The 19,200-nt window shown below is 63.9% G+C and carries 18 protein-coding genes; 6 read left to right on the top strand and 12 right to left on the bottom strand.

The features are described 5' to 3' along the window. Window positions 1–62: 62 nt before the first annotated feature. Complete coding sequence (locus ATY76_RS03475; protein WP_088673744.1) at window positions 63–740, top strand: winged helix-turn-helix domain-containing protein; 678 nt, start codon at window positions 63–65, stop codon at window positions 738–740. Beyond that, the gene (locus tag ATY76_RS03470; RefSeq protein ID WP_088673360.1) at window positions 727–2,121 is read left to right on the top strand and encodes a HAMP domain-containing sensor histidine kinase; all 1,395 of its coding nucleotides are present in this window, start codon (window positions 727–729) and stop codon (window positions 2,119–2,121) included. Before ATY76_RS03475 ends, ATY76_RS03470 begins: the two co-directional genes overlap by 14 nt. On the opposite strand, the gene ATY76_RS03465 is transcribed toward ATY76_RS03470, so the two are convergent. Next, window positions 2,048–2,893: a glycosyltransferase family 25 protein gene (locus tag ATY76_RS03465; RefSeq protein ID WP_088673359.1), complete on the bottom strand. Its 846-nt coding sequence runs from the start codon at window positions 2,891–2,893 to the stop codon at window positions 2,048–2,050. The genes ATY76_RS03470 and ATY76_RS03465 overlap by 74 nt on opposite strands. 229 nt (window positions 2,894–3,122) lie before the next feature. Between ATY76_RS03465 and ATY76_RS03460 the strand changes: the two genes are divergently transcribed. Continuing rightward, complete coding sequence (locus ATY76_RS03460) at window positions 3,123–4,049, top strand: MYG1 family protein (RefSeq protein ID WP_088673358.1); 927 nt, start codon at window positions 3,123–3,125, stop codon at window positions 4,047–4,049. Window positions 4,050–4,264: 215 nt separating this feature from the next. Here the strand turns inward: ATY76_RS03460 and ilvC are convergent, their stop codons facing one another. After that, window positions 4,265–5,284 (bottom strand): ketol-acid reductoisomerase, encoded by a 1,020-nt coding sequence (gene ilvC, locus ATY76_RS03455; protein ID WP_004668557.1) that lies wholly within the window; start codon window positions 5,282–5,284, stop codon window positions 4,265–4,267. A gap of 50 nt (window positions 5,285–5,334) precedes the next feature. Then, on the bottom strand, window positions 5,335–6,000 hold the full coding sequence (locus tag ATY76_RS03450; protein ID WP_004668554.1) for a TetR/AcrR family transcriptional regulator C-terminal domain-containing protein: 666 nt from the start codon (window positions 5,998–6,000) through the stop codon (window positions 5,335–5,337). 169 nt (window positions 6,001–6,169) lie between these two features. Between ATY76_RS03450 and ATY76_RS03445 the strand changes: the two genes are divergently transcribed. Then, window positions 6,170–6,628 carry a hypothetical protein gene (locus ATY76_RS03445; protein WP_088673357.1) on the top strand — a complete coding sequence of 153 codons (459 nt, stop codon included), beginning with the start codon at window positions 6,170–6,172 and terminating at the stop codon, window positions 6,626–6,628. Window positions 6,629–6,643: 15 nt separating this feature from the next. Here the strand turns inward: ATY76_RS03445 and ATY76_RS03440 are convergent, their stop codons facing one another. The 6 genes from ATY76_RS03440 to ATY76_RS03415 form a co-directional block, all read right to left on the bottom strand. Beyond that, window positions 6,644–8,269: an FGGY-family carbohydrate kinase gene (locus tag ATY76_RS03440; protein WP_088673356.1), complete on the bottom strand. Its 1,626-nt coding sequence runs from the start codon at window positions 8,267–8,269 to the stop codon at window positions 6,644–6,646. 115 nt (window positions 8,270–8,384) lie between these two features. Further along, window positions 8,385–9,101, bottom strand: coding sequence for an HAD family hydrolase (locus ATY76_RS03435; protein ID WP_088673355.1), 717 nt, complete (start codon window positions 9,099–9,101; stop codon window positions 8,385–8,387). A 3-nt stretch (window positions 9,102–9,104) separates the two neighbouring features. Further along, the gene (locus ATY76_RS03430) at window positions 9,105–9,833 is read right to left on the bottom strand and encodes a glycerophosphodiester phosphodiesterase family protein (RefSeq protein WP_088673354.1); all 729 of its coding nucleotides are present in this window, start codon (window positions 9,831–9,833) and stop codon (window positions 9,105–9,107) included. 28 nt (window positions 9,834–9,861) lie between these two features. Continuing rightward, window positions 9,862–10,782: an ABC transporter permease subunit gene (locus ATY76_RS03425; protein WP_088673353.1), complete on the bottom strand. Its 921-nt coding sequence runs from the start codon at window positions 10,780–10,782 to the stop codon at window positions 9,862–9,864. A gap of 2 nt (window positions 10,783–10,784) precedes the next feature. Then, window positions 10,785–11,750, bottom strand: a complete 966-nt coding sequence (locus tag ATY76_RS03420) for an ABC transporter permease subunit (RefSeq protein ID WP_190233596.1) — start codon at window positions 11,748–11,750, stop codon at window positions 10,785–10,787. Between the two features lie 13 nt (window positions 11,751–11,763). Further along, window positions 11,764–13,122, bottom strand: coding sequence for an extracellular solute-binding protein (locus ATY76_RS03415; protein ID WP_088673351.1), 1,359 nt, complete (start codon window positions 13,120–13,122; stop codon window positions 11,764–11,766). Between the two features lie 151 nt (window positions 13,123–13,273). Here ATY76_RS03415 and ATY76_RS03410 point away from each other — a divergent pair, with 151 nt between their 5' ends. Beyond that, on the top strand, window positions 13,274–14,308 hold the full coding sequence (locus ATY76_RS03410; RefSeq protein ID WP_088673350.1) for a sn-glycerol-3-phosphate import ATP-binding protein UgpC: 1,035 nt from the start codon (window positions 13,274–13,276) through the stop codon (window positions 14,306–14,308). An 82-nt stretch (window positions 14,309–14,390) separates the two neighbouring features. Next, window positions 14,391–15,395: a sugar-binding transcriptional regulator gene (locus ATY76_RS03405; protein WP_088673349.1), complete on the top strand. Its 1,005-nt coding sequence runs from the start codon at window positions 14,391–14,393 to the stop codon at window positions 15,393–15,395. On the opposite strand, the gene ATY76_RS03400 is transcribed toward ATY76_RS03405, so the two are convergent. The 3 genes from ATY76_RS03400 to ATY76_RS03390 form a co-directional block, all read right to left on the bottom strand. Beyond that, window positions 15,390–17,072 (bottom strand): hypothetical protein, encoded by a 1,683-nt coding sequence (locus ATY76_RS03400; protein ID WP_088673348.1) that lies wholly within the window; start codon window positions 17,070–17,072, stop codon window positions 15,390–15,392. The genes ATY76_RS03405 and ATY76_RS03400 overlap by 6 nt on opposite strands. Then, entirely contained in the window at window positions 17,072–18,127 is a 1,056-nt protein-coding gene (locus tag ATY76_RS03395) for a glycosyltransferase family 2 protein (protein ID WP_088673347.1), read from the bottom strand. The genes ATY76_RS03400 and ATY76_RS03395 overlap by 1 nt, the downstream gene beginning before the upstream one ends. 93 nt (window positions 18,128–18,220) lie before the next feature. Continuing rightward, window positions 18,221–19,129, bottom strand: coding sequence for an AraC family transcriptional regulator (locus ATY76_RS03390; protein ID WP_088673346.1), 909 nt, complete (start codon window positions 19,127–19,129; stop codon window positions 18,221–18,223). Between the last annotated feature and the right edge of the window lie 71 nt (window positions 19,130–19,200).

Raw genomic sequence — 19,200 nt, 5'->3', positions numbered from 1 at the left:
TTGTGGCAGGGGCATGCCCTCGGCTAGGTTTTACCCTCACACATGCGGGAATGATCGGGTTCATGAAAATCCTGCTTATCGAGGACGACGCCAAGACGTCGGATTATGTCTCCAAGGGCTTCTCCGAGGCGGGCCACGTTTGCGACGTGTTCGCCGATGGCCGCGACAGCCTCTTTCAGGCGCAGCGGGAAGCCTATGACGTCATCGTCGTCGATCGCATGCTGCCGGGCCTCGACGGCCTTGCGATCGTCCGCTCGCTGCGCGCTGCCAAAATCGGCACGCCGGCACTGTTTCTGACATCGATCGGCGGCGTGGACGATCGGGTCGAGGGGCTGGAAGCGGGCGGCGACGACTATCTCGTCAAGCCCTTCGCCTTTTCCGAGCTTCTCGCCCGCGTGAATGCCCTCGGCCGCCGGCCGCCGGTGCAGGAGCAGAAGGCCGTTCTGAAGGTCGCCGATCTCGAGCTCGATCTCATCCGGCGCGAGGCCCGCCGCGCCGGCCAGGCCATCGAGCTGCAGCCGCGCGAATTCACCCTGCTCGAAGTGCTGATGCGCGGCGAAGGCCGGGTCATCACCAAGACGATGCTGCTGGAGCGGGTCTGGGACTTTCACTTCGACCCGAAGACCAGCGTCGTCGAAACCCATATCAGCCGGCTCAGGGCAAAGGTCGACAAGCCGTTCGAAACGCAGCTTCTGCACACGGTCCGCAACACCGGATACAGCCTGCATGCGCCTCGCTAATCTGCGCCGGAGCACGCCGTTCCGGCTTGCCGTCACCTTCGGCGTCCTCTTCGTCGCCACCTTCATCTTCAGCGGCGCCATCATGTACCACATGCTGCGCGCCGGCCTTGAACGCGACCTGGAACAATCGCTCCACGAGATGAATTCGCTGATCGCCTCGGCCTACCAGCCGCACGATACCGAAGATCTGATCAACACGCTGAACAACTATGCGAGCTTCCAATCGACCTCCGACGGGCTCTACTCGCTGATGGATGCGGGCGGGCGCAAACTGGCCGGCAATTTCGCCGCGCCCCGAATCCCGAACGGCGTCTATACCGTCACCTCGCGCGACGTCGGTCTGAAGGGGCACGAACGCTACCGCATGCAGGTCTCGGCGATCGGCCCCTATACGCTGGTGGTCGCCGAAAACTTCAACGATGTCGACGAAATGCTGAGGATCGTGCTTGTGAGCTTCGAATGGGCTGCCGCCATTGCCGTGGCGACAGCCATCGGCGGCGGCGTCTTCCTGGCGTTCCGCGCCCAGGCGAGACTGGACAGGGTTGCCAACACCATGAACGACGTCGCCCATGGCGCGCTGCAGGCCCGCATTCCGATCACCGGAAACGGCGACGATCTCGATACGGTGGCCATCCAGATCAATGCGGCCCTGGAACGGCTCCAGACATTGGTCGAGAGCATGCGGCAGGTGAGCGCCGACATCGCCCACGATCTCAAGACGCCTCTCAACAGGCTGCGCCTGACGCTGGACGCCGCCGTGGCGCGAAACGACCGGCAGCTCGACGTTTCGGCTCTTCTCGACGAGGCGAGAAGCGAGAGCGACCGGATCAACACGACCTTCGCCGCACTTCTGCGCATTTCCCAGATCGAAGCCGGCGCCCGCAGGGAGCGTTTCCAGGCAACCGATATCGACGATGTGCTGGCCGTCATTTCCGAGGTCTATGCCGATGTCGCCGAAGACGCCGGCCAGTCTCTGGCAATCGCTGAGCGCTGTTCCGCACTCGTCTGGGGCGACCGGGATCTGCTGACGCAGATGATCGCCAATCTGGTGGAGAACGCCATCAACCACTGCCCAGCCGGAACTTTCATCACGCTGTCGCTGCGGCGGCAGGACAATCGCGCCATATTGGCGGTCGCCGACAGCGGGCCGGGCATTCCCGCCGAGGAGCGGGACAAGGTGTTCCGCCGTCTCTACCGCCTCGACAAGAGCCGCACGACGGAAGGAAGCGGCCTTGGCCTCAGCCTGGTCAAGGCGGTTGCCGACCTGCATTCGGCGGAGATCGCCATGGGCGACAACCATCCCGGCCTCACCGTTTCGATAGGCTTTCCGCTGCCGCCGGCTCCTCTTTCCAGCCTCGCATCCGTAGCGCCGCAAGCCTGACAAAACGCGCCGCGAACCGGCGCACTTCCGCCGCCGCGCGATACGGCAGGACGCTCCACGGCCGGCGGCGGCCAAGCCGGTAGGTCGAGAGCCCCGCCTGTATCTGGGAATGCCGATCGGCCCGCTGGCTGACCGGAACCGGATCGACGAAACAGGCTTGCAGCCCCTCGTCGAATTCCAGATCGAACGCGAGATCATAGGGCAGCCGCATCGGAACCAGCCTATCGGCAATCCAGCCGGCGGCCTTGCGATTGATCAGATAGGCGCCCGAACCCTTCTCGCGGGTGAGCGCGATCGCCAGCGAGCGGGATGCCGTCAGCGGCCCTACGCTGTGCTTGCGTCCCGTACTCACCGTCGAAAGCCGCAGGATATCCCAGGATGCGTGGTGATCGAGCGCGGCGGCGAGCACCTCGGCGAAGTCGTCGTCGAAATCGAGATCGTCTTCGAGAATGAGAGCAAATTCGCCGTTGCCGGCAAGGAAGCGCCTTGCGCACTCGACATGGCTGAGATAGCAGCCGATCTCGAAAGGATTCGGCCTGCGGCCATGCCGGCGCAGATAGGATTGCCCGTCGAAATCGCGGCGCGGCAAGGTTATGCCGACGCCGTCGACGGCCGCCACGCGCTCGAAGCCTATGCCGATCTCCGACAGCAGGCGCTCCATGCGAAACCGGCGAAGTTCCGCCCGGTCGAGATTGATGAGATAGGTATTGATCCGCAGGCTGACCGGATGGACTGCCGTGGCGATGGCGGCGGTTGCGGCGCGCATGTTCATGAGAGCTGGCCTCGACTTGGATGTGACGACGGCACCAAGCTGCGCCCGAAAACTCACCGGGACTTCGCCCGAACTATACAAATTCGTAAAGCACGCCCGCCTTTCGCCGATCGCAGGCATCCGGGCAGCACCTCGATGCGCGAATGATGGGTTGAGATGGTCTCCGGCAACGGCTATCTCAGGCAAAACTCAGGCGGGTTCCTCCGCAAACGACAAGGCTACGGCTTCCATGATCCCAGATTTCCTCGTCACCCATTCCGGTGGCTTCCATGCCGACGAACTGCTGTCGAGCGTCATCCTGACCCGGCTGTTCCCACAGGCCCGCATCGTCCGCAGCCGCGCACCGGAATGGATCACGCCGGGGCCAGACCGCATCATCTATGATGTCGGCGGCGCCTATGACGCCGAGGCTGGGATTTTCGATCACCATCAGCGTGGCGCGCCGTTGCGGAGAGATGGCCAGCCCTTCAGCTCCTTCGGACTGATCTGGAAGCATTACGGCCATGATTATCTTGCCGCCGCCGGCATTCCCGAAGAACATGTCGCCGAACTCCACGCCTCCTTCGATGCGAGCTTCGTCCTGCCGATCGACCTGACCGACAATGGCGCGCTCAGCCCCTCCGGGCCGCTCGCCGGGCTCACCCTGCCCGCCCTGCTGGAAACCTTGAAACCGGTTTTCGACGATCGCGATCCCGAGGCCGACGGCCGCGCTTTCCACGCCGCACTTGCCGTCGCCCGCAGCTTCGTCGAAGCGAAGATCGCCCAGAGCGCCGCGAAATTGCGGGCAGAGGCCATCGTGCATCAGGCCATACGCAATACCGCCGAGCGCCGCGTTCTCGAATTGCCGATGGGAATGCCCTTCCGCCCCGCGATCGTGAAGGCGGGCGCCGATCACCTGCTCTTCGTCGTCCACCCGCGCGAGAAGGATTGGTGCGTGACCGGCATCCGCCGCGCCGACGAAGGCTTCGAACTGAGAGCCGATCTTCCCGCCGCCTGGGCGGGCCTGACCAATGGCGAGCTGGAGGCCGTCTGCGGCGTGCCCGGCGCCAGCTTCTGCCACAACGGCCGCTTCATCGCCGCCGCCAAAACCCGCGAGGCAGCCCTCGCCATGGCCGAGCTTGCGGTCGAGGAGGCTGTCTCTGTCGGAAAGGTCTGATTGCTGCGGACGCCGCAGCCCCGACATTGGATTGCTGGCAGGCCGGCCCACCAACCCTTCGTCATGCTCGGGCTTGTCCCGAGCCATCTGCCTCCGTTCGATAGGGCAGCAGATCCTCGGCACAAGGCCGAGGATGACGTTGAGTAAAAGAGCTAAGCCAAAAAAAGAGGCCGGAGCTTTCACCCCGGCCTCCCGTTCAATATCAGCGAAATCGCTTAGTTCACGCTCTTGTCGACCAGCTTGTTCTTGCCGATCCAGGGCATCATGCCGCGCAGCTTGGCGCCGACTTCCTCGATCTGGTGGCTGTCGTTGTTGCGGCGGATGCCCTTGAAGCGGGCGGCACCGGAGCGGTATTCCTGCATCCATTCGGAGGTGAACTTGCCGGTCTGGATGTCCTTGAGGACGCGCTTCATCTCGGCCTTGGTTTCTTCGGTGATGATGCGCGGACCGGTGACGTATTCGCCCCACTCGGCCGTATTGGAGATCGAGTAGTTCATGTTGGCGATGCCGCCTTCATAGATCAGGTCGACGATCAGCTTCACTTCGTGCAGGCACTCGAAATAGGCCATTTCGGGCGCGTAACCGGCTTCGGTCAGCGTTTCGAAACCGGCGCGGATGAGCTCGACGAGACCGCCGCAGAGAACGACCTGTTCGCCGAAGAGGTCGGTTTCGCACTCTTCGCGGAAGTTGGTTTCGATGATGCCCGAACGGCCGCCGCCGACGCCGCAGGCGTAGGAGAGAGCGAGTTCAAGCGCGTTGCCGGACGCGTTCTGATGCACGGCAACGAGGCAGGGAACGCCGCCGCCCTTCTGGTATTCGCCGCGAACCGTGTGGCCCGGGCCCTTCGGCGCGATCATGACGACGTCGACCGAAGCCTTCGGTTCGATCAGGCCGAAGTGAACGTTGAGGCCGTGAGCGAAGGCGATGGCTGCGCCGTCGCGGATGTTCGGAGCGATGTCGGCCTTGTAGATGTCGGCCTGCAGCTCGTCCGGCGTCGCCATCATCATCAGGTCTGCCCAGCCGGCGGCTTCGGCAACCGTCATGACCTTGAAGCCGTCGGCTTCGGCCTTCTTGACTGTGGGCGAACCGGCCTTGAGAGCGATGACGAGGTTCTGGGCGCCGCTGTCCTTCAGGTTCAGCGCATGGGCGCGGCCCTGCGAACCATAGCCGATGACGGCGACCTTCTTGGCCTTGATGAGGTTGAGATCGGCATCACGATCGTAATAGACGCGCATTTGAAGTTCCTTCCCTTGTGCTTGTCCTGTTGATTGTCATTACAGCGAAATCAGCCGAGAGCCGGCATCTCCGCCAGTACCTTTTCCGTGCCGTAGAGCCGGAGGAAGGCGGTCACCGCCTTCTCCGCCTGGCGCGCGGTATCCTTGAGGCCGGGCTCCCCGAGCAGCATGCGCACATGCAGGTCGGAAACGACAAGGCCGTATAGCGTATGATAAGCCTCGTCGGCATCGGCAAAGCGCAGCAGCCCCGCCCTCTTGCCGGCATCGATCAGCGCCATGGCGCGCCGGTCGATCTGGCGGCGGCCGCGCTCCAGCAACAGCTTGCCGAGCTTCGAGCCGTCGCGATGGGACTGGCCGATCGCCAGCCGGTTCAGCGCCAGCGAGACATCGCCGGCCAGCACCTCGAGCAGGTCGCGCGCGAAGATGACCACATGGTCGTGCAGGCTCGCCGCCGTCAGCCGCTCGCCGTTGCGCTCGAAGGTGCGCACCTTGCTTGCCTGATAGGCGATCATCGCAGACAGCAGGCCGTCACGGTCGCCGAACCACTTGTAGAGGCTTTCCTTGGAGCAATTGGCGGCGCGCGCGACCCCCGAGGTCGTCAGCGCCTTCTCGCCGCCATCGACGAGCAGCCGCAGCGCCTGCTCCAGAACGGCGTTCTGGCGCGGCGAAAATTCGCTCGGCTCTGCAGTATCGACGGACACGGTCATGGCTCCCATATACGTACCGTACGGTACGGTTCGTGAGCTTTATGCGTCAAACCGATCGGGCCGTCAAGCAGGCCCGGCAGATTTTTATACGGGAAAGGCGGGCGCAGCACCAGAATTGGATAGGCGGACACTGCTGGCGATTGCATAATGCTTGTCGAACGTCATTTGGGAGCCAGTCATGTCTCGCCTTTCTGCCGCCTTTTTCCTGGCCGGAGCGATGCTCCTGGCAGCGGCGCCCTTCACCGGCCGCGCCGCTGCGCAATCGGACAACGAGGTCTATGACCGGATCGAGGAATTGCACGACGATGCCGCGGGCTTCGACCGGCCGCTGCGCCAGCTCGTTCTCGCCATGCGCTCCGGCGACGCCGAGACCATTGCCGGCCTTGCCGAATACCCGCTGACCGTGAAGGCGAACGGCGAAACCTACGATGTCGAGAACGCCGAGGATTTCGTCGAGAATTTCGACGATCTGGTGACGCCCGACACCCGCCGCGCCGTCGGCCGCCAGCGATATCAGGATCTCTTCGTCAGCAGCGAGGGCGTGATGCTCGCAAACGGCGCCGTCTGGATGGGCGCGGTCTGCGACGACAACGCCTGCGACGAGAGCCATTGGGCGATCATCGCCATCAACAATTAGCCTCGCGCAGCCATGTCAGCTGCGAAGCTTGCGCGCCAGCGTCTGCAGCTCCTTGAAGGCTTCGTAACGCCTGCGGTGCAGATCGGAAACCTCGCCCTCTGACGGCTGAAAGCGTGTTTCCACCTTGGTGAGTTCGCTCATCGCCGCGCGCACATCGGCAAATTGGCGGCCGGCGACGGCCCCGAGGATGGCCGCCCCGAGCAGCACCGGCTCCTCGGCGGTCGTGGCGACCACCGGCTTGCCGCTCGCATCGGCGAGCACTTGGCGGACGAAATCGTGCTGGCCGGCGCCGCCGCTGATGACGATGTTTTCGACGCTGACGCCCGCCTCGGCCTGCGTTTCGATGATCTGCCTGAGGCCGTAGCCGATGCCGCAAAGCCCGGCGATGTAGAGCGAAACCAGGCTGTCGACATCCCGCTCCATGCCGAGGCCGGCGATAACAGCCCGGGCATGCGGATCGGCAAAGGGCGCCCGGTTGCCGAGGAACTCGGGAACGACATGCAGCCCGGCTGCCAGCTTGACCGCATCGGAAGCACGGCCCGCCTTGCCGGCGGCCATATCGGCAAGCAGGACCGGCAGCGCAGTGCCGGCGCTCGTCGCAAGCTCCCTCGCCTCGCCGGCCGCCAGATGGGAGGAGAGAAGCTGGTCGATCGCCGCGCCGGCGGCACTCTGGCCGCCCTCGTTCAGCCAGAGGCCCGGCACCATCGCCGAATAGTAAGGACCCCAGACGCCGGAAACGAAAGACGGTTCCGCCGTCGAGGTCATCGTGCAGGAGGACGTCCCGAAAACATAGGCAAGATTGGCCTGCGGATCGGCGCCGACGGTGCCGACGCCGCCGGCATGGGCATCGATCAGCCCGGCCGCGACGGCCGTGCCCGGCACCAGTCCGAGCTCTTCCGCCGCCGCAGCGGTCAGTCCCTGACCAAGCGCCGAACCGGGCTCGACGATGGACGTGCCGATGCGGGCAAAACCTTCGTCTGCCAGCACGCCGAGGCCGATCTGGTGGAAATAGCTGCTATCCCAACGCTTTTCATGGGCGAGATAGGTCCACTTGCAGGTGACCGTGCAGGTCGAGCGCGAGAGGTCGCCGGTCGCCCGCCAGGTCAGGAAATCCGCAAGATCGAAGAATTGCCAGGCGGCATCGAACACCTGGGGGCGGTTTTCCCTGAGCCAGAGAAGCTTCGGCGTTTCCATCTCGGGCGAGATGCGGCCGCCGACATAACGCAGCACGTCATGCCCGAAGGCGTTGATGCGCTCCGCCTGCGGGACGGCGCGGTGGTCCATCCACACGATGATATCCCGGTCCGGATCTTCCGAAGGCCCGACGGGCAGTGGCTTGCCGCCTTGGCCGAGGACGACGAGCGAACAAGTGGCGTCGAAGCCGAGCCCGACCACGGAGGCCGGATCGACGCCGGCTGCGGCAACCGTCTCCCGCACGGCCGCGCAAACGGCGCGCCAGATCTCGCCGCTCGACTGCTCGACAATGGAACCGGCTTCATGAAACAGGCTGATATTGCGCTTGGCGGAGGCAAGCATGCTGCCGGCCATATCGAACAGGCCCGCCCGGGCGCTGCCGGTGCCGACATCGACGCCGATGACATAGTTGGCGCCGGCTTCCGGGGTGTGGGATGTGTCGCTCATGGTCTCTCGTTTCAGATCGCCAGGGATCGGGTTGATGGGCAGCCGTGGCCGGGGACGCTGACATTACGCGGTCGCGGCGACATGGCAAGGCGAGCACGCGCTGGCGAGCTCGCCGTCACAGCCTCCCTCCGACATTTTCCAGAATGGCGGTGAGTTCCCCTGCCCCCGTCGCGACGGCGGCGGCGCCGGCGGCATCGAGCACCGCGCGGCGACCGGGCCTCGGATCGGCAGGATCGACGAATCCGATGGCCGTCATGCCGGCGGCAATTGCCGACGCCACGCCGTGGACGCTGTCGTCGATCATCACACATTTGCCCGGGCGGGCCCGGAAACGCTCGGCGCAATGCAGCAGCAGATCGGGAGCCGGCTTCGGCCGCGAGACAACTTCGGCGCTGAACACGTCTTCGCCGAAGGCGCCCCAGAGATCGAGCTTGCCCAGGCTGTTGCGCAGCCGCCGCATCGTGCTGTTCGAGGCGACGCATTTCGGGCGGTCGAGGCTGTTGACGACCTCGGCAATGCCGGCAATCGGCTTCAGCGAACGGGCGAACTCCTCGAACAGATGACGATGCCACTGCTCGAACAGCGCGGCGACGTCGGCGATGCCGTATTCAAGCCGGCACATTTCGGCGATGATGCTTTCTGAATTGCCGGTGAATTTGACATGGGCCTCCGCCGCGCTGATCGCAATGCCCGCGCCTTGCAGCGTTTCGGCCAGCGTACGGCTGGCGATCGGCTCGCTGTCGATCAACACGCCGTCACAATCGAAGATCACGAGGTCGATGCTGTCCATGGCGCCTCGCGTGCCGGATTGGTCGATGCGGCTATCGAGCATGCCTCACCTCCGCGCCTGCAGGGCGAGATCCGGCCGGTCCGTGGTGATCTGCCGGATCGGTTTGGCGAGCCAGTATTCGAGATCGCTCGTCTCGTTCGGAACCCAGGCGCCGAGCCGGTCGAGCGGCACGAGACGGGTGATCTCCTCCCACTGCGCCTGAAGCAGCGACTTCTCGACGGCGATGATATCCGAGCATTGCTTCATCAGGCTGAGGCCGCTCGCAAGGCCGAGACGCTCGGCCGACTTGGCGTCGAAGGATGACAGGGTGCGAATTCCGGGCGCGGCCTTGCGGATATCGGCAAGCACGTCGGGATGAAAGCTCGTCAGGATCGAGCGCTCCGTCAGACCAAGCCGCTCGACGGCGGCGAATGCCTTGGCGGCCAGCCCCTCGTAAGGCGTGCCATCGGCATGGGTCTTCAGTTCGATATGAAGCTCGAGCGGCGTGTTCTGGAAGACGGCAAGCACCTCTTCCAAGGTCGGGATCGCCTCCCCGTCGCTGTCCTTGAGGTTGATTTCACGATGTTTTTCGGGGCCGAGATCGGTGACCGGGCCGCGCGCATCCGTCGTGCGTTCGAGCGTCGGGTCGTGAATGACGAGCATTTCGCCCGAGCGCGTCAGGTGGATGTCGAATTCCACGCCCTCGACCGGCATTTGCGCAAGGTTGCGGAAGCCCGAGAGACTGTTTTCGGGCCAGAGATTGCGGCCACCGCGGTGGCCGATAATATGCACCATCGTCTGAATATCCTTGAAATTCGGCGTGTTACTTTCCCGAGTCCACCAGCCCCTTGGTGAACCAGCGTTGCATGAAGAGAATGACGGCAGCCGGCGGCAGCATGACGAGCAGGGCGGCGCTCATCGCAATGTTCCAGGCGGGCGCGGAGTCCGAGACCGGAACGAGCTGCTTCAGCCCGAGCACCGCCGTTCCCATTTCCTTGTCGGTGGTGAAGAGCAGCGGCCACAAATACTGGTTCCAGCCATAGAGAAACAGGATGATCGACAGCGCCGCGATATTGGCGCTCGACAGCGGCAGCAGGATATCCTTGAAGAACTTCAAGGGGCCGGCGCCATCGAGCTTGGCCGCCTCGCAAAGCTCGTCGGGAACAGTCAGGAAGAACTGCCGGAACAGGAAGGTCGCCGAGGCGGAGGCGATCAGCGGCAGGATCAGGCCGGCATAGCTGTTGACCATGTTCCATTTCAACGAGGCTTCGATGCTGTATCCCGTCAGCCGCTCGACGATACCGGAAAGGCCGATCGTCCCGGCCAGCCAGCGAAGCGGCCCGGCGGCATCGGCGACCGCCTCATAGGTCGGGATGATGCGGACCTCGACCGGAAGCATCAGTGACACGAAGATCAGCCAGAACGCCGTCATGCGGAACGGGAAGCGGAAATAGGTGACGCCGAATGCGGCGATCAGCGAGATCGCCAGCTTGCCGACGACGATCCCGGCGGTAACGATGATCGAATTCAGGAACAGCTGCGAGAACTCGCCCTGCTGCCAGGCGGCGGCCAGGTTTTCAAAGAAATGCGAGCCCGGCAGCACCGGAAACGGCGCCTGCTGAACCTCCTGCAAGGTCAGCGAGCCGGCGACGAAGGCGAAATAGAGCGGCAGGCAGACGAAAACCGCGCCGATCAGCAATATGGCGTGGCAGAAGATCGAAAGGCCGAGATGGCGTTCGGGCATGGCTACACCTGGTAATTGACCTTGCGCTCGAGCGCACGGAATTGAACGATGGTGAAGAGGATGGCGATCAGCATCAAAAGCACCGACTGGGCGGCCGACGAGCCGAGGTCGAGCTGCACGAAACCATCCTGATAGACCTTGTAGACCAGGCTGTTCGTCGCGCCCGCCGGACCGCCGCGGGTGACCGCGTCGATGATGCCGAAGGTTTCGAACAGGCCGTAGACGAAGTTCATCACCACGAGGAAGAAGATCGTCGGCGAGATCAAGGGAAGTGAAATGGTGAAGAAGCGCCGCACGGGCCTTGCGCCGTCGAGCTTTGCCGCTTCCAGCAGCGAGGCAGGCACGGCCAGCAAGGCGGCGACAAGGAAGATGTAGTCGTAGCAGACATTCTTCCAGACCGAGGCGATCGTCACCAGAAGCTGCGCATCGAAAGGCCGCCGGTTCGGGTCCCATTCGAAGCCGAACCCATGCAGAAGCTGCGCGATCGGCCCCACCGCCGGATTGAACAGGAAGGCCCAGATCACCCCCGATATGACAGGCGCGATCGCATAGGGAAGCAGGATGATGCTCTTGTAGATCCCCCTGCCCCTGATCACGAAATCGGTCGCGAAGGCAAAGAGACCGGCAAGCAGAAGCGTTGCGGCGTTCTGGGCAACGGTGAACCAGAGCGTGAACAGCGCGCTGCCGCGATATTCCGGGCTTGCGAACAGATTGTAGAAATTCGTGAGCCCGACGAAAATCTCAGTGCCGCCGAAGGGATCGACCTGAACGAAGGCGAGCGACAGCGCCTTGTAGGACGGGATGAAAAAGAAGAATAGCAGGATCAGCAGCTGCGGCGCGACCAGGCCGAAGGCAAGCCACGGCCTGTTGAAATGGGCGGACTTCAACCCGGCCTCCGACGGCTGCGCGACCGAGCGCCCCGTCGACAGAAGATCCGGGATGCGAAGGCGCCGGGCGGCGCCTTCCATCTTTCCCAAGGTTCTACTTTGCTGCATGAAGCTGCTCGTACTGGCGAAGAATCTGGTTGCCGCGCGCTGCCGCCGCATCCAGCGCCTGCTGCGGGGTCTTCTGACCGGTCCACACGCCCTGGATCTCTTCCACCAGAAGCGCCATCGACTGGTTATGATTGCCGAAGCGGAAACCGCGCGAATTATCGCTCGGCGTGCCGCGCGTCAGCTGGAGAATGGCGATCTCGCGGGTCGGGTGATCCTTGAAATAGCCTTCGGACTTGGCCTGTTCATAGGCGGCGTTGGTGACGGGCACATAGCCGGTCTGCTTGCTCCACCAGACCTGCGTCTTCGGTGAGGCGAGGAAGTTCAGGAAGGCGGCAGCGCCGGCATATTCTTCCTCCGACTTGCCTTTCAGGACCCAGAGCGCGCCGCCGCCGATGGTGCTGTTCTTCGGCTCGATGCCTTCCTCATGCGGCAGGAAGGTTGCGCTCCAATTGAATTTCGCACCGCTTTCGACGGCAGCATGCGCCGCGGTGGAGGCCACATAGGTTGAGCAGGTGCCCGAGGTGAAAAGCTGGTCGGGCGAGAGTCCCTGCCCGGCGATCTGCAGGATGCCGGCGTCGAGCCACGTCTTGAGACGCGTCACCTGGCCGACGACGAGCGGGCTCTTGTTGAAGATGAATTCGGTGTCGAGGCCGCCGAAGCCGTTCGCCTTGGTGCCGTAAGGCTGGTCCTGGATCGCCGCGTAATTCTCGATCAGGCTCCAGTAGAAGTCGTTCGCAAGCGCCATCTGGCACTTCGAAACGCCCTTCTCCTTGATGGCCCGCAGCTGCTTGTCGAGCTCCTGCCACGTCTCGCCCGGCTTGTCGAAGCCGGCTGCCTTGAAGTGATCGGCATTATACCAGAAGATCGGCGTCGAGCTGTTGAAGGGCATCGCCGCCGGCTTGCCGTCGACCAGACAGAAACCGGCGACCGGCGCGACGAAATCGTTCCAGTCGATCTTGTAGCCTTCCTTTTCCATCAGCTGCGGCACCGGAATGATGGCGCCGGAATTGTACATGGTCAGGAATCCCCGCTCGGCCGCCTGGATCAGCACCGGCTGCTGGTGGACGCGGTAGGCTGCCACCATCGCCGCCATGGTCTCCTCGTAATTGCCTTTGCCGATGCCGACGACCTCGTATTTGTCCTGCGAGGCGTTGAAGTCGGCAATCAGCTTGTTGGTGATCTCGGCGAGGCGCCCGCCTGCCGCATTCCACCATTCGACCTTGACGCGATCGGCCGCGCCGGCGTCACCCGCAGCTGCCAATCCGAGCGTCACCAGTGCTGCACCCGCCGCGAACGAGCGGATTGTCCGCCCTATGCTGGCGCCTATCGAAGATTTTGCCGTCATTTCGTTTTCCTCTCCATAGCCGTTGTTCGCCGACCAGCGCACTTAGCGCCGATCAACCCCTCCCAGAGTGGCGATAAAACAAGGTTGGGGTTACTTGTTACAAATGTCAATAGCGTGTTACAAATGTATGACGACGGCGAAGGAGGATGCCATGGCAGCGATCGAACTCATCGACTTGAAGAAGAATTACGGCGCGGTTCCCGCGGTGAAAGGGATCAATCTCAGCGTCGCCGACGGCGAAATGATCGTGCTGGTCGGGCCTTCGGGATGCGGGAAGTCGACCCTGCTGCGGATGATTGCCGGCCTTGAAGCCATAAGCTCCGGGCACTTGAGAATCGCAGGAAACGACATCGGCCATGTCGATCCGGCCGATCGCAACATCGCCATGGTCTTCCAGAACTACGCGCTCTATCCCCACATGACCGTCCGGCAAAACCTCGAATACGGGCTCAAGAACCGCCGCGTGCCGCGCGGCGAGATCGACCGGCGAATCGCCAACGCCGCCGGCATTCTGGAGATCGGCGAGTTCCTCGAGCGGCGCCCCCGCCAGCTCTCCGGCGGCCAGCGCCAGCGCGTCGCCATGGGCCGCGCCATCGTCCGCGATCCCGCCGCCTTCCTGTTCGACGAGCCTCTGTCCAATCTCGATGCCAAGCTTCGCGTGCAGATGCGCGTCGAAATCCGCAGGCTGCAGCGGCAGCTGAAGACGACGAGCCTCTATGTCACGCACGACCAGCTCGAGGCTATGACGCTAGCCGACCGGCTGGTCGTCATGAATGGCGGCCGGATCGAGCAGATCGGCACGCCGATCGAGGTCTATCGCCGCCCCGAGACCGTGTTCGTTGCCGGCTTCATCGGTTCTCCGCCGATGAACCTGATCGATCTCGACGAGCTCGGCCCCTGCGACCTCCCGCTGCCGAGGGATACCGATCTCGTCGGCATCAGGCCGGGTGCGGTCGATCTCGGCGCCGGATCGGCGCACGATCTTCGCTTCGACGCTTATGTCGAATTGATCGAGACCGTCGGCGACGAGAACAACGTGCATCTGCGCATCGACGGCAGCGATAGACGCATCGTCGCGAGCGTCCCCACCGATCGGCACCTGCGGGAAGGCGAGCGCATGTCCTGTCATGTGCGAAGGGATGATCTGCATCCCTTCAACCGGACGACGGGGCGGCGAACCGATTGACCGGCTGACGGCCGGCCCCTGCGATTGACAAGCGCCGGGGATTTGAGATCCATGGCGTCGAAGCGGAGGCGCAGTTTATCGCATGTCACAGAACAGAAGTGCTTCTATCGCGCCCGTAGCGCTGCCCGACGAGCAGATGCAGGTGCGCGTGGTCTGGCTCTATTACATGGAGGGACGCACGCAGGGCGAGATCGCCGAAGCGCTGTCGACCAACCGGCTTCGCGTCAACAAGATCATCGCCGAGGCGCGCCGCTCCGGCCTCGTGACGATCACCCTCAATTCCCGGCTAACCTCCTGCGTCGCCCTGGAGCAGCAGCTGGCCGCGGAATTCAACCTCAATCGGGCAATCATCGTTCCGACGCCGGAGGATGCGGAACTGATCCCCGTCCTGCTCGGCCAGGCGGCCGCCGATTATCTCGTGCAATTGCTGAACGGCGGCAACATCCGCGGCGTCGGCGTCGGCTGGGGGGCGACGCTGCGCGAAATGGTGCGCCACATGCCGTCGCTGAGACGGCCCGATCTCTGCGTCAATTCGGTCATGGGCGGGCTGACGCACGGCATCGAGATCAATACGTTCGACATTGCGAGCGATCTCGCCCGCCAGCTCAATGCCGAATGCGCCTATCTGGCAGCGCCGATCTATGCCGGCAGCCCGGAGTCGCGCACCGCGATCATCAAGCAGGACGTTTTTGAAACGGCCTTTCGCCAGATCGAGGCCAATGACGTCATCGTGCTCAGCATCGGCGATATGACCGAACGCTCGCTGCTGATGCGCTACGGCCTGCCGAGCAACGTCAATATCGAGGAACTGGTCGCAGCCGGCGCCTGCGGCGATGTTCTCGGCCAGTTCGTCGACAAGACAGGGCGGCCGATCGAACATGCGATCAACAGATGCGCGATCGCGCCCGAGCTCGAAGCCCTGCGCGCCATTCCGAACGTCATCTTCGCCTCTGGCGGGCTGAACAAGGCGCAGGCCATCGCCGCCGTGCTGCTGTCCGGTCTGGGCAACGTGCTGATCTGCGACGAAGACACGGCTCGCCAGGCGCGACAGCTGGCACTCGATCTCAGGGCAGGCAGCGGTTCATAGAACGGCCGCGCAACCGGCGGGAGCCGAAAGAGGTTCCGCCGGCGCCGCCTTGTCGATCGCGTAGAGCTTGGCGAAACCGGCATCCTCGACCAGAGTCAGTCCGCCCGGCATCGCGGTGCCGACATAACGGTCGGGAATATCGGCATTGGCGACAAGGATGAAATCGAAACGTTCGCGCCAGTCGGAAAGATAAGGCGCGTAGGCTTTGTATACCTGCATCATCTCAGGGCAGGAAAGCACGCCGATCGACACGAGATTGCCCTCGGGAACCGCGATCTCCGACCAGGGCGGCAGAACGGTGAGCGGCTGCTTGCCTCCAGCGGTAAAGAGCGTCGGCACGAAAGCATGCGAAAAGGGCACGGCGAGCGTCGGCAGATGCCGGAAAGTGTCCAGTCCCCAGGCGAAATGCCGGTTGGAATGGGCAAAGCCGCCGACGATCTCGGCTTCGTGCCCCAGGGGCAGAATGGCCGCACCGGCCGGCACCTTTTTGAGCACGATCTCGACGGCAGCGACGTCCTTCTGCGCCAGCCACCAGTTCCAACCGATCCAGCCGGTCCGGCCGAAGACCGCGAGATTGATCATCAGCGCCAGCGACAACGCCTGCCGGCGCGTCAGATTGGCAAAAGGGCACACCATCGCCATGGCGACGAGCGTCGCCATGATCGGAAAGCGCCAGCTGATCCATCCGGTGCCGAGCATGTGGAGCGGGGCGACGCAGGAGAAAAGCAGCAACCCGCAGGCGGTGACGGCAAGGCCCGCATGAATACGGATGTCCTCTGCCCGAACGGCGCGCGTGCAGATGAGGATCAGCGGCAAAACCAGCAGGACATCGACGGCCGGGACATAGGTGGTGATGGCGGAAAGCAGGTTCATGACGATCAGAACGATGCCATCGTTCCAGACCAGCCCAAGGCCATCGCCGCCGGCATTCGGCAAGGCGGTGGTGCGCAGATAGAGCGCGAGCGGTGGCAGGGCGCAGGCGCCGATCGCCAGCGCCAAACGGCCGGCGAGCCGCATCAGCCCCGCCTTCGACCGCAAGATGTCGAAACGCCAGGAAAATTCGAGGCCGCAGACAACAGCCATATAGAAGCCGAGCGAGAAGATGTGCATCACCGTCAGCATCAGCGCGGCGGCAAGCCGCCAGGCAAATAGCAATGCCGGATTTCCACGCTGCAGCCGCAGGTCGGCGCAGGCGAAGAACAAGGCCATGCCGAGGCCGATCTGGAAATTGATGAAGCCGCCGACCATTGTCGCGCACCAGCCGAGCGACAGCATGGCGATCTGCCAATAGTGCCGGCCGCCGAAGAGCGTCCGGTGCAGCGCAATCGCGCCGAGCGGCGGCAGCACGATCGCCAGGAAAAGCAAGGCCCGCGCCAGCCGGTCGGCGCCGACGAGCGGCCCTATCCAGGCCGCCAGAAGATCGATCCCGACATTGGTGAAGGTGCGGTTCCAATCGATCGCATAGATCTCGGGAAACGGCTGCTCGCCGATGCCGCCGGATAGAAGCCAGATACGGGCGTAGTGGTTCGCGTAATCGAGAATGGGCGGAAAGCGGAACAGCACCACCAGGGCCGCGGCAAGCGCCACGAAAGCAATGATCGCAACCGTGGAATCCTGCCCGGCCGTGAGATCCTCAAGCTCGGCTGCCGCATGAACAGGCGCAGCAATCCGGTCCATCATCCTGTCCGGCTGTTCTTTTTCGAGCGCGGTTCGCCCGAGGCAAAGGCCGCATCCAGCGCGGCGCGCTTGTCAGCGGCGCCCATTTCCGAAAAGGCCGTCGGCAGCTCGGCATGTTCGCCGCCGCGCAGGATCGTCTCGATCATGAACATCGGCCGCCTCTTGCTCTCTTGCACGAGACGGCCGAGATATTCGCCGATGATGCCGATGCAGATCAGCTGGATGGCGCTGAAGGCGCTGACGGCAGCCATGATCGACGACCAGCCGGTGACCGTTTCGCCCTGCAGCCAGCGCACGAAGGTATAGACGAGCAGCGCCACCGCGACACCGGCACTGATCATGCCGAGCCATGTGGCGATGCGCAGCGGTGTCGTCGAAAAGCTGGTGATCGCGTCGAGCGCGAAATTGATCATCTTGCGCAGCGGATATTTCGTCGTCCCCGCAAAGCGGGCGTCGCGCTCATAGGGCAGCGCCACCTGCCGGCCGCCGATCCAGCTGACCATGCCGCGGATGAAGCGGTCGCGCTCCGGCATCGCCAGCAGGATATCGACGACGCGCCGGCGCATCAGACGGAAATCGCCGGTATCGCGCGGGATGGTCACGGAAGCGAGCCTGGAAAGCGTGCGGTAGAAGAGCGAAGCGGTGGCGAGCTTGAACCAGGTTTCGCCTTCGCGGCGGGTGCGCTGGCCGTAGACGACGTCGGCGCCGCGCTCCATGATCGGCATCATCATCAAAAGCAGTTCGGGCGGGTCCTGAAGATCGGCGTCGATCAGGAGAACGCGCTCGCCGCGCGAGGCGGAAAGACCCGCCGTCGACGCCAGCTGGTGGCCGTGATTGCGCAACAGACGCACGCCGAGCACCTGCGGCACTTTCGCCGCCAATTCCGAAATAATCTCCCAGGTGCCGTCGGACGAGCCGTCATCGACGAGAATGAGCTCAAAGGCATCGCCGGCAACGCTCTGCGCGGCGGCAGAGGCGCGGCGGCAAAATTCGCGCAGCCCCTCTTCCTCGTTGTGACAAGGCGCGACGATGGAAAGAAACGGTGCTTGCGTCATGCGGACGGCGGTGCCTGCTTGATGGATGGCGCCAGCCTAGCCGGGAAACGTCAAGCATCCTTTAATACCGCGTTTGGCCGGCGCCGCCGGCACCTATTCCGCCGCCATCATCTCGCGCACGCCGTCGATGTCGCGGGCCGGCGACGCCCCGTAGAGGCGGCTATATTCGCGGCTGAACTGCGACGGGCTCTGATAGCCGACGCGGTGGCCGGCGGTGCCGGCATCCAGTCGCTCCACCAGCATCAGCCGGCGCGCCTCGTGCAGGCGAAGCTGCTTCTGGTATTGCACCGGCGTCATCGCCGTCACCGACTTGAAATGGTGATGGAAGGACGAGACGCTCATATTGACGCGCTCGGCAAGGTCCTCGATGCGCAGCGGCCGCGCGAAATTCTCCTTCAGCCAGGCGACGGCCCGCGCGATCCTGTTGCTGTGGCTGTCCGCCGTGGCGATGTTGATCAGGCGCGCGCCGTGCGGCCCGGTCAGCACGCGGTAGAGGATCTCCTGCTCGATCAGCGGCGCCATGGCGGGAATGTCGCCTGGACGATCGAGCAAGCGCAGCAGGCGGACAGCGGCATCCATCAGCTCCGGCGGCGCGACGTTCACCACCATGCCGCGCTGCCCGTCGGTATCGGCGGCCGGACGCGGAATATCGATGCGGCTGAGCAGCTCCAGGAGCTTCTCCGAATCGATCGCCAGCCCCAGGCAGAGATGCGGAACCTCGGGACTGGCCTCCGTGACCCGCCAGGCGACCGGCAGGTCGAGCGAGGTCAGCAGATAGTCCCCGGTCCCATAGCTGATGAGTTCCGTGCCGAGCTGCAGGCTCTTGGCCCCCTGCAGCACGAAGGCGAAGCAGGGCCGGTAGCTGCTGTGCAAGGGATCGCTGGGCCTGGACCGGCGGCTGATGTGGAGATTGCCGATATTAGTCGAGAACTCGCCGTCATCTGGCGCGAAGCGCATCGCGATATCGACGATTTCCTGATAGGGGCTGAAGGGCAAGGTCATGCGGCAACTCTCTCTGTCAGCTGTCTGACTGTCAGCTGTCTGGCGCGGGCGATACCGCCCTTATCTAGAGT

The organism is Rhizobium sp. R339 (genome assembly GCF_002211395.1).
Lineage (GTDB): Bacteria > Pseudomonadota > Alphaproteobacteria > Rhizobiales > Rhizobiaceae > Rhizobium.
The sequence above is the reverse complement of the archived record's forward strand: the minus strand, read 5'-3'. Positions and strand labels throughout refer to the sequence as shown.

What these genes read in the sequence shown, in the direction of transcription:
- ATY76_RS03415 (WP_088673351.1), bottom strand. Translation starts at nt 13,122, where the DNA reads ATGACGGCAAAATCTTCGATAGGCGCCAGCATAGGGCGGACAATCCGC.
- ATY76_RS03450 (WP_004668554.1), bottom strand. Translation starts at nt 6,000, where the DNA reads ATGGGAGCCATGACCGTGTCCGTCGATACTGCAGAGCCGAGCGAATTT.
- ATY76_RS03465 (WP_088673359.1), bottom strand. Translation starts at nt 2,893, where the DNA reads ATGAACATGCGCGCCGCAACCGCCGCCATCGCCACGGCAGTCCATCCG.
- ATY76_RS03440 (WP_088673356.1), bottom strand. Translation starts at nt 8,269, where the DNA reads ATGAGCGACACATCCCACACCCCGGAAGCCGGCGCCAACTATGTCATC.
- ATY76_RS03430 (WP_088673354.1), bottom strand. Translation starts at nt 9,833, where the DNA reads ATGGTGCATATTATCGGCCACCGCGGTGGCCGCAATCTCTGGCCCGAA.
- ATY76_RS03425 (WP_088673353.1), bottom strand. Translation starts at nt 10,782, where the DNA reads ATGCCCGAACGCCATCTCGGCCTTTCGATCTTCTGCCACGCCATATTG.
- ATY76_RS03395 (WP_088673347.1), bottom strand. Translation starts at nt 18,127, where the DNA reads ATGACGCAAGCACCGTTTCTTTCCATCGTCGCGCCTTGTCACAACGAG.
- ATY76_RS03435 (WP_088673355.1), bottom strand. Translation starts at nt 9,101, where the DNA reads ATGCTCGATAGCCGCATCGACCAATCCGGCACGCGAGGCGCCATGGAC.
- ATY76_RS03405 (WP_088673349.1), top strand. Translation starts at nt 14,391, where the DNA reads ATGTCACAGAACAGAAGTGCTTCTATCGCGCCCGTAGCGCTGCCCGAC.
- ATY76_RS03470 (WP_088673360.1), top strand. Translation starts at nt 727, where the DNA reads ATGCGCCTCGCTAATCTGCGCCGGAGCACGCCGTTCCGGCTTGCCGTC.
- ilvC (WP_004668557.1), bottom strand. Translation starts at nt 5,284, where the DNA reads ATGCGCGTCTATTACGATCGTGATGCCGATCTCAACCTCATCAAGGCC.
- ATY76_RS03420 (WP_190233596.1), bottom strand. Translation starts at nt 11,750, where the DNA reads ATGGAAGGCGCCGCCCGGCGCCTTCGCATCCCGGATCTTCTGTCGACG.
- ATY76_RS03390 (WP_088673346.1), bottom strand. Translation starts at nt 19,129, where the DNA reads ATGACCTTGCCCTTCAGCCCCTATCAGGAAATCGTCGATATCGCGATG.
- ATY76_RS03410 (WP_088673350.1), top strand. Translation starts at nt 13,274, where the DNA reads ATGGCAGCGATCGAACTCATCGACTTGAAGAAGAATTACGGCGCGGTT.
- ATY76_RS03460 (WP_088673358.1), top strand. Translation starts at nt 3,123, where the DNA reads ATGATCCCAGATTTCCTCGTCACCCATTCCGGTGGCTTCCATGCCGAC.
- ATY76_RS03475 (WP_088673744.1), top strand. Translation starts at nt 63, where the DNA reads ATGAAAATCCTGCTTATCGAGGACGACGCCAAGACGTCGGATTATGTC.
- ATY76_RS03400 (WP_088673348.1), bottom strand. Translation starts at nt 17,072, where the DNA reads ATGGACCGGATTGCTGCGCCTGTTCATGCGGCAGCCGAGCTTGAGGAT.
- ATY76_RS03445 (WP_088673357.1), top strand. Translation starts at nt 6,170, where the DNA reads ATGTCTCGCCTTTCTGCCGCCTTTTTCCTGGCCGGAGCGATGCTCCTG.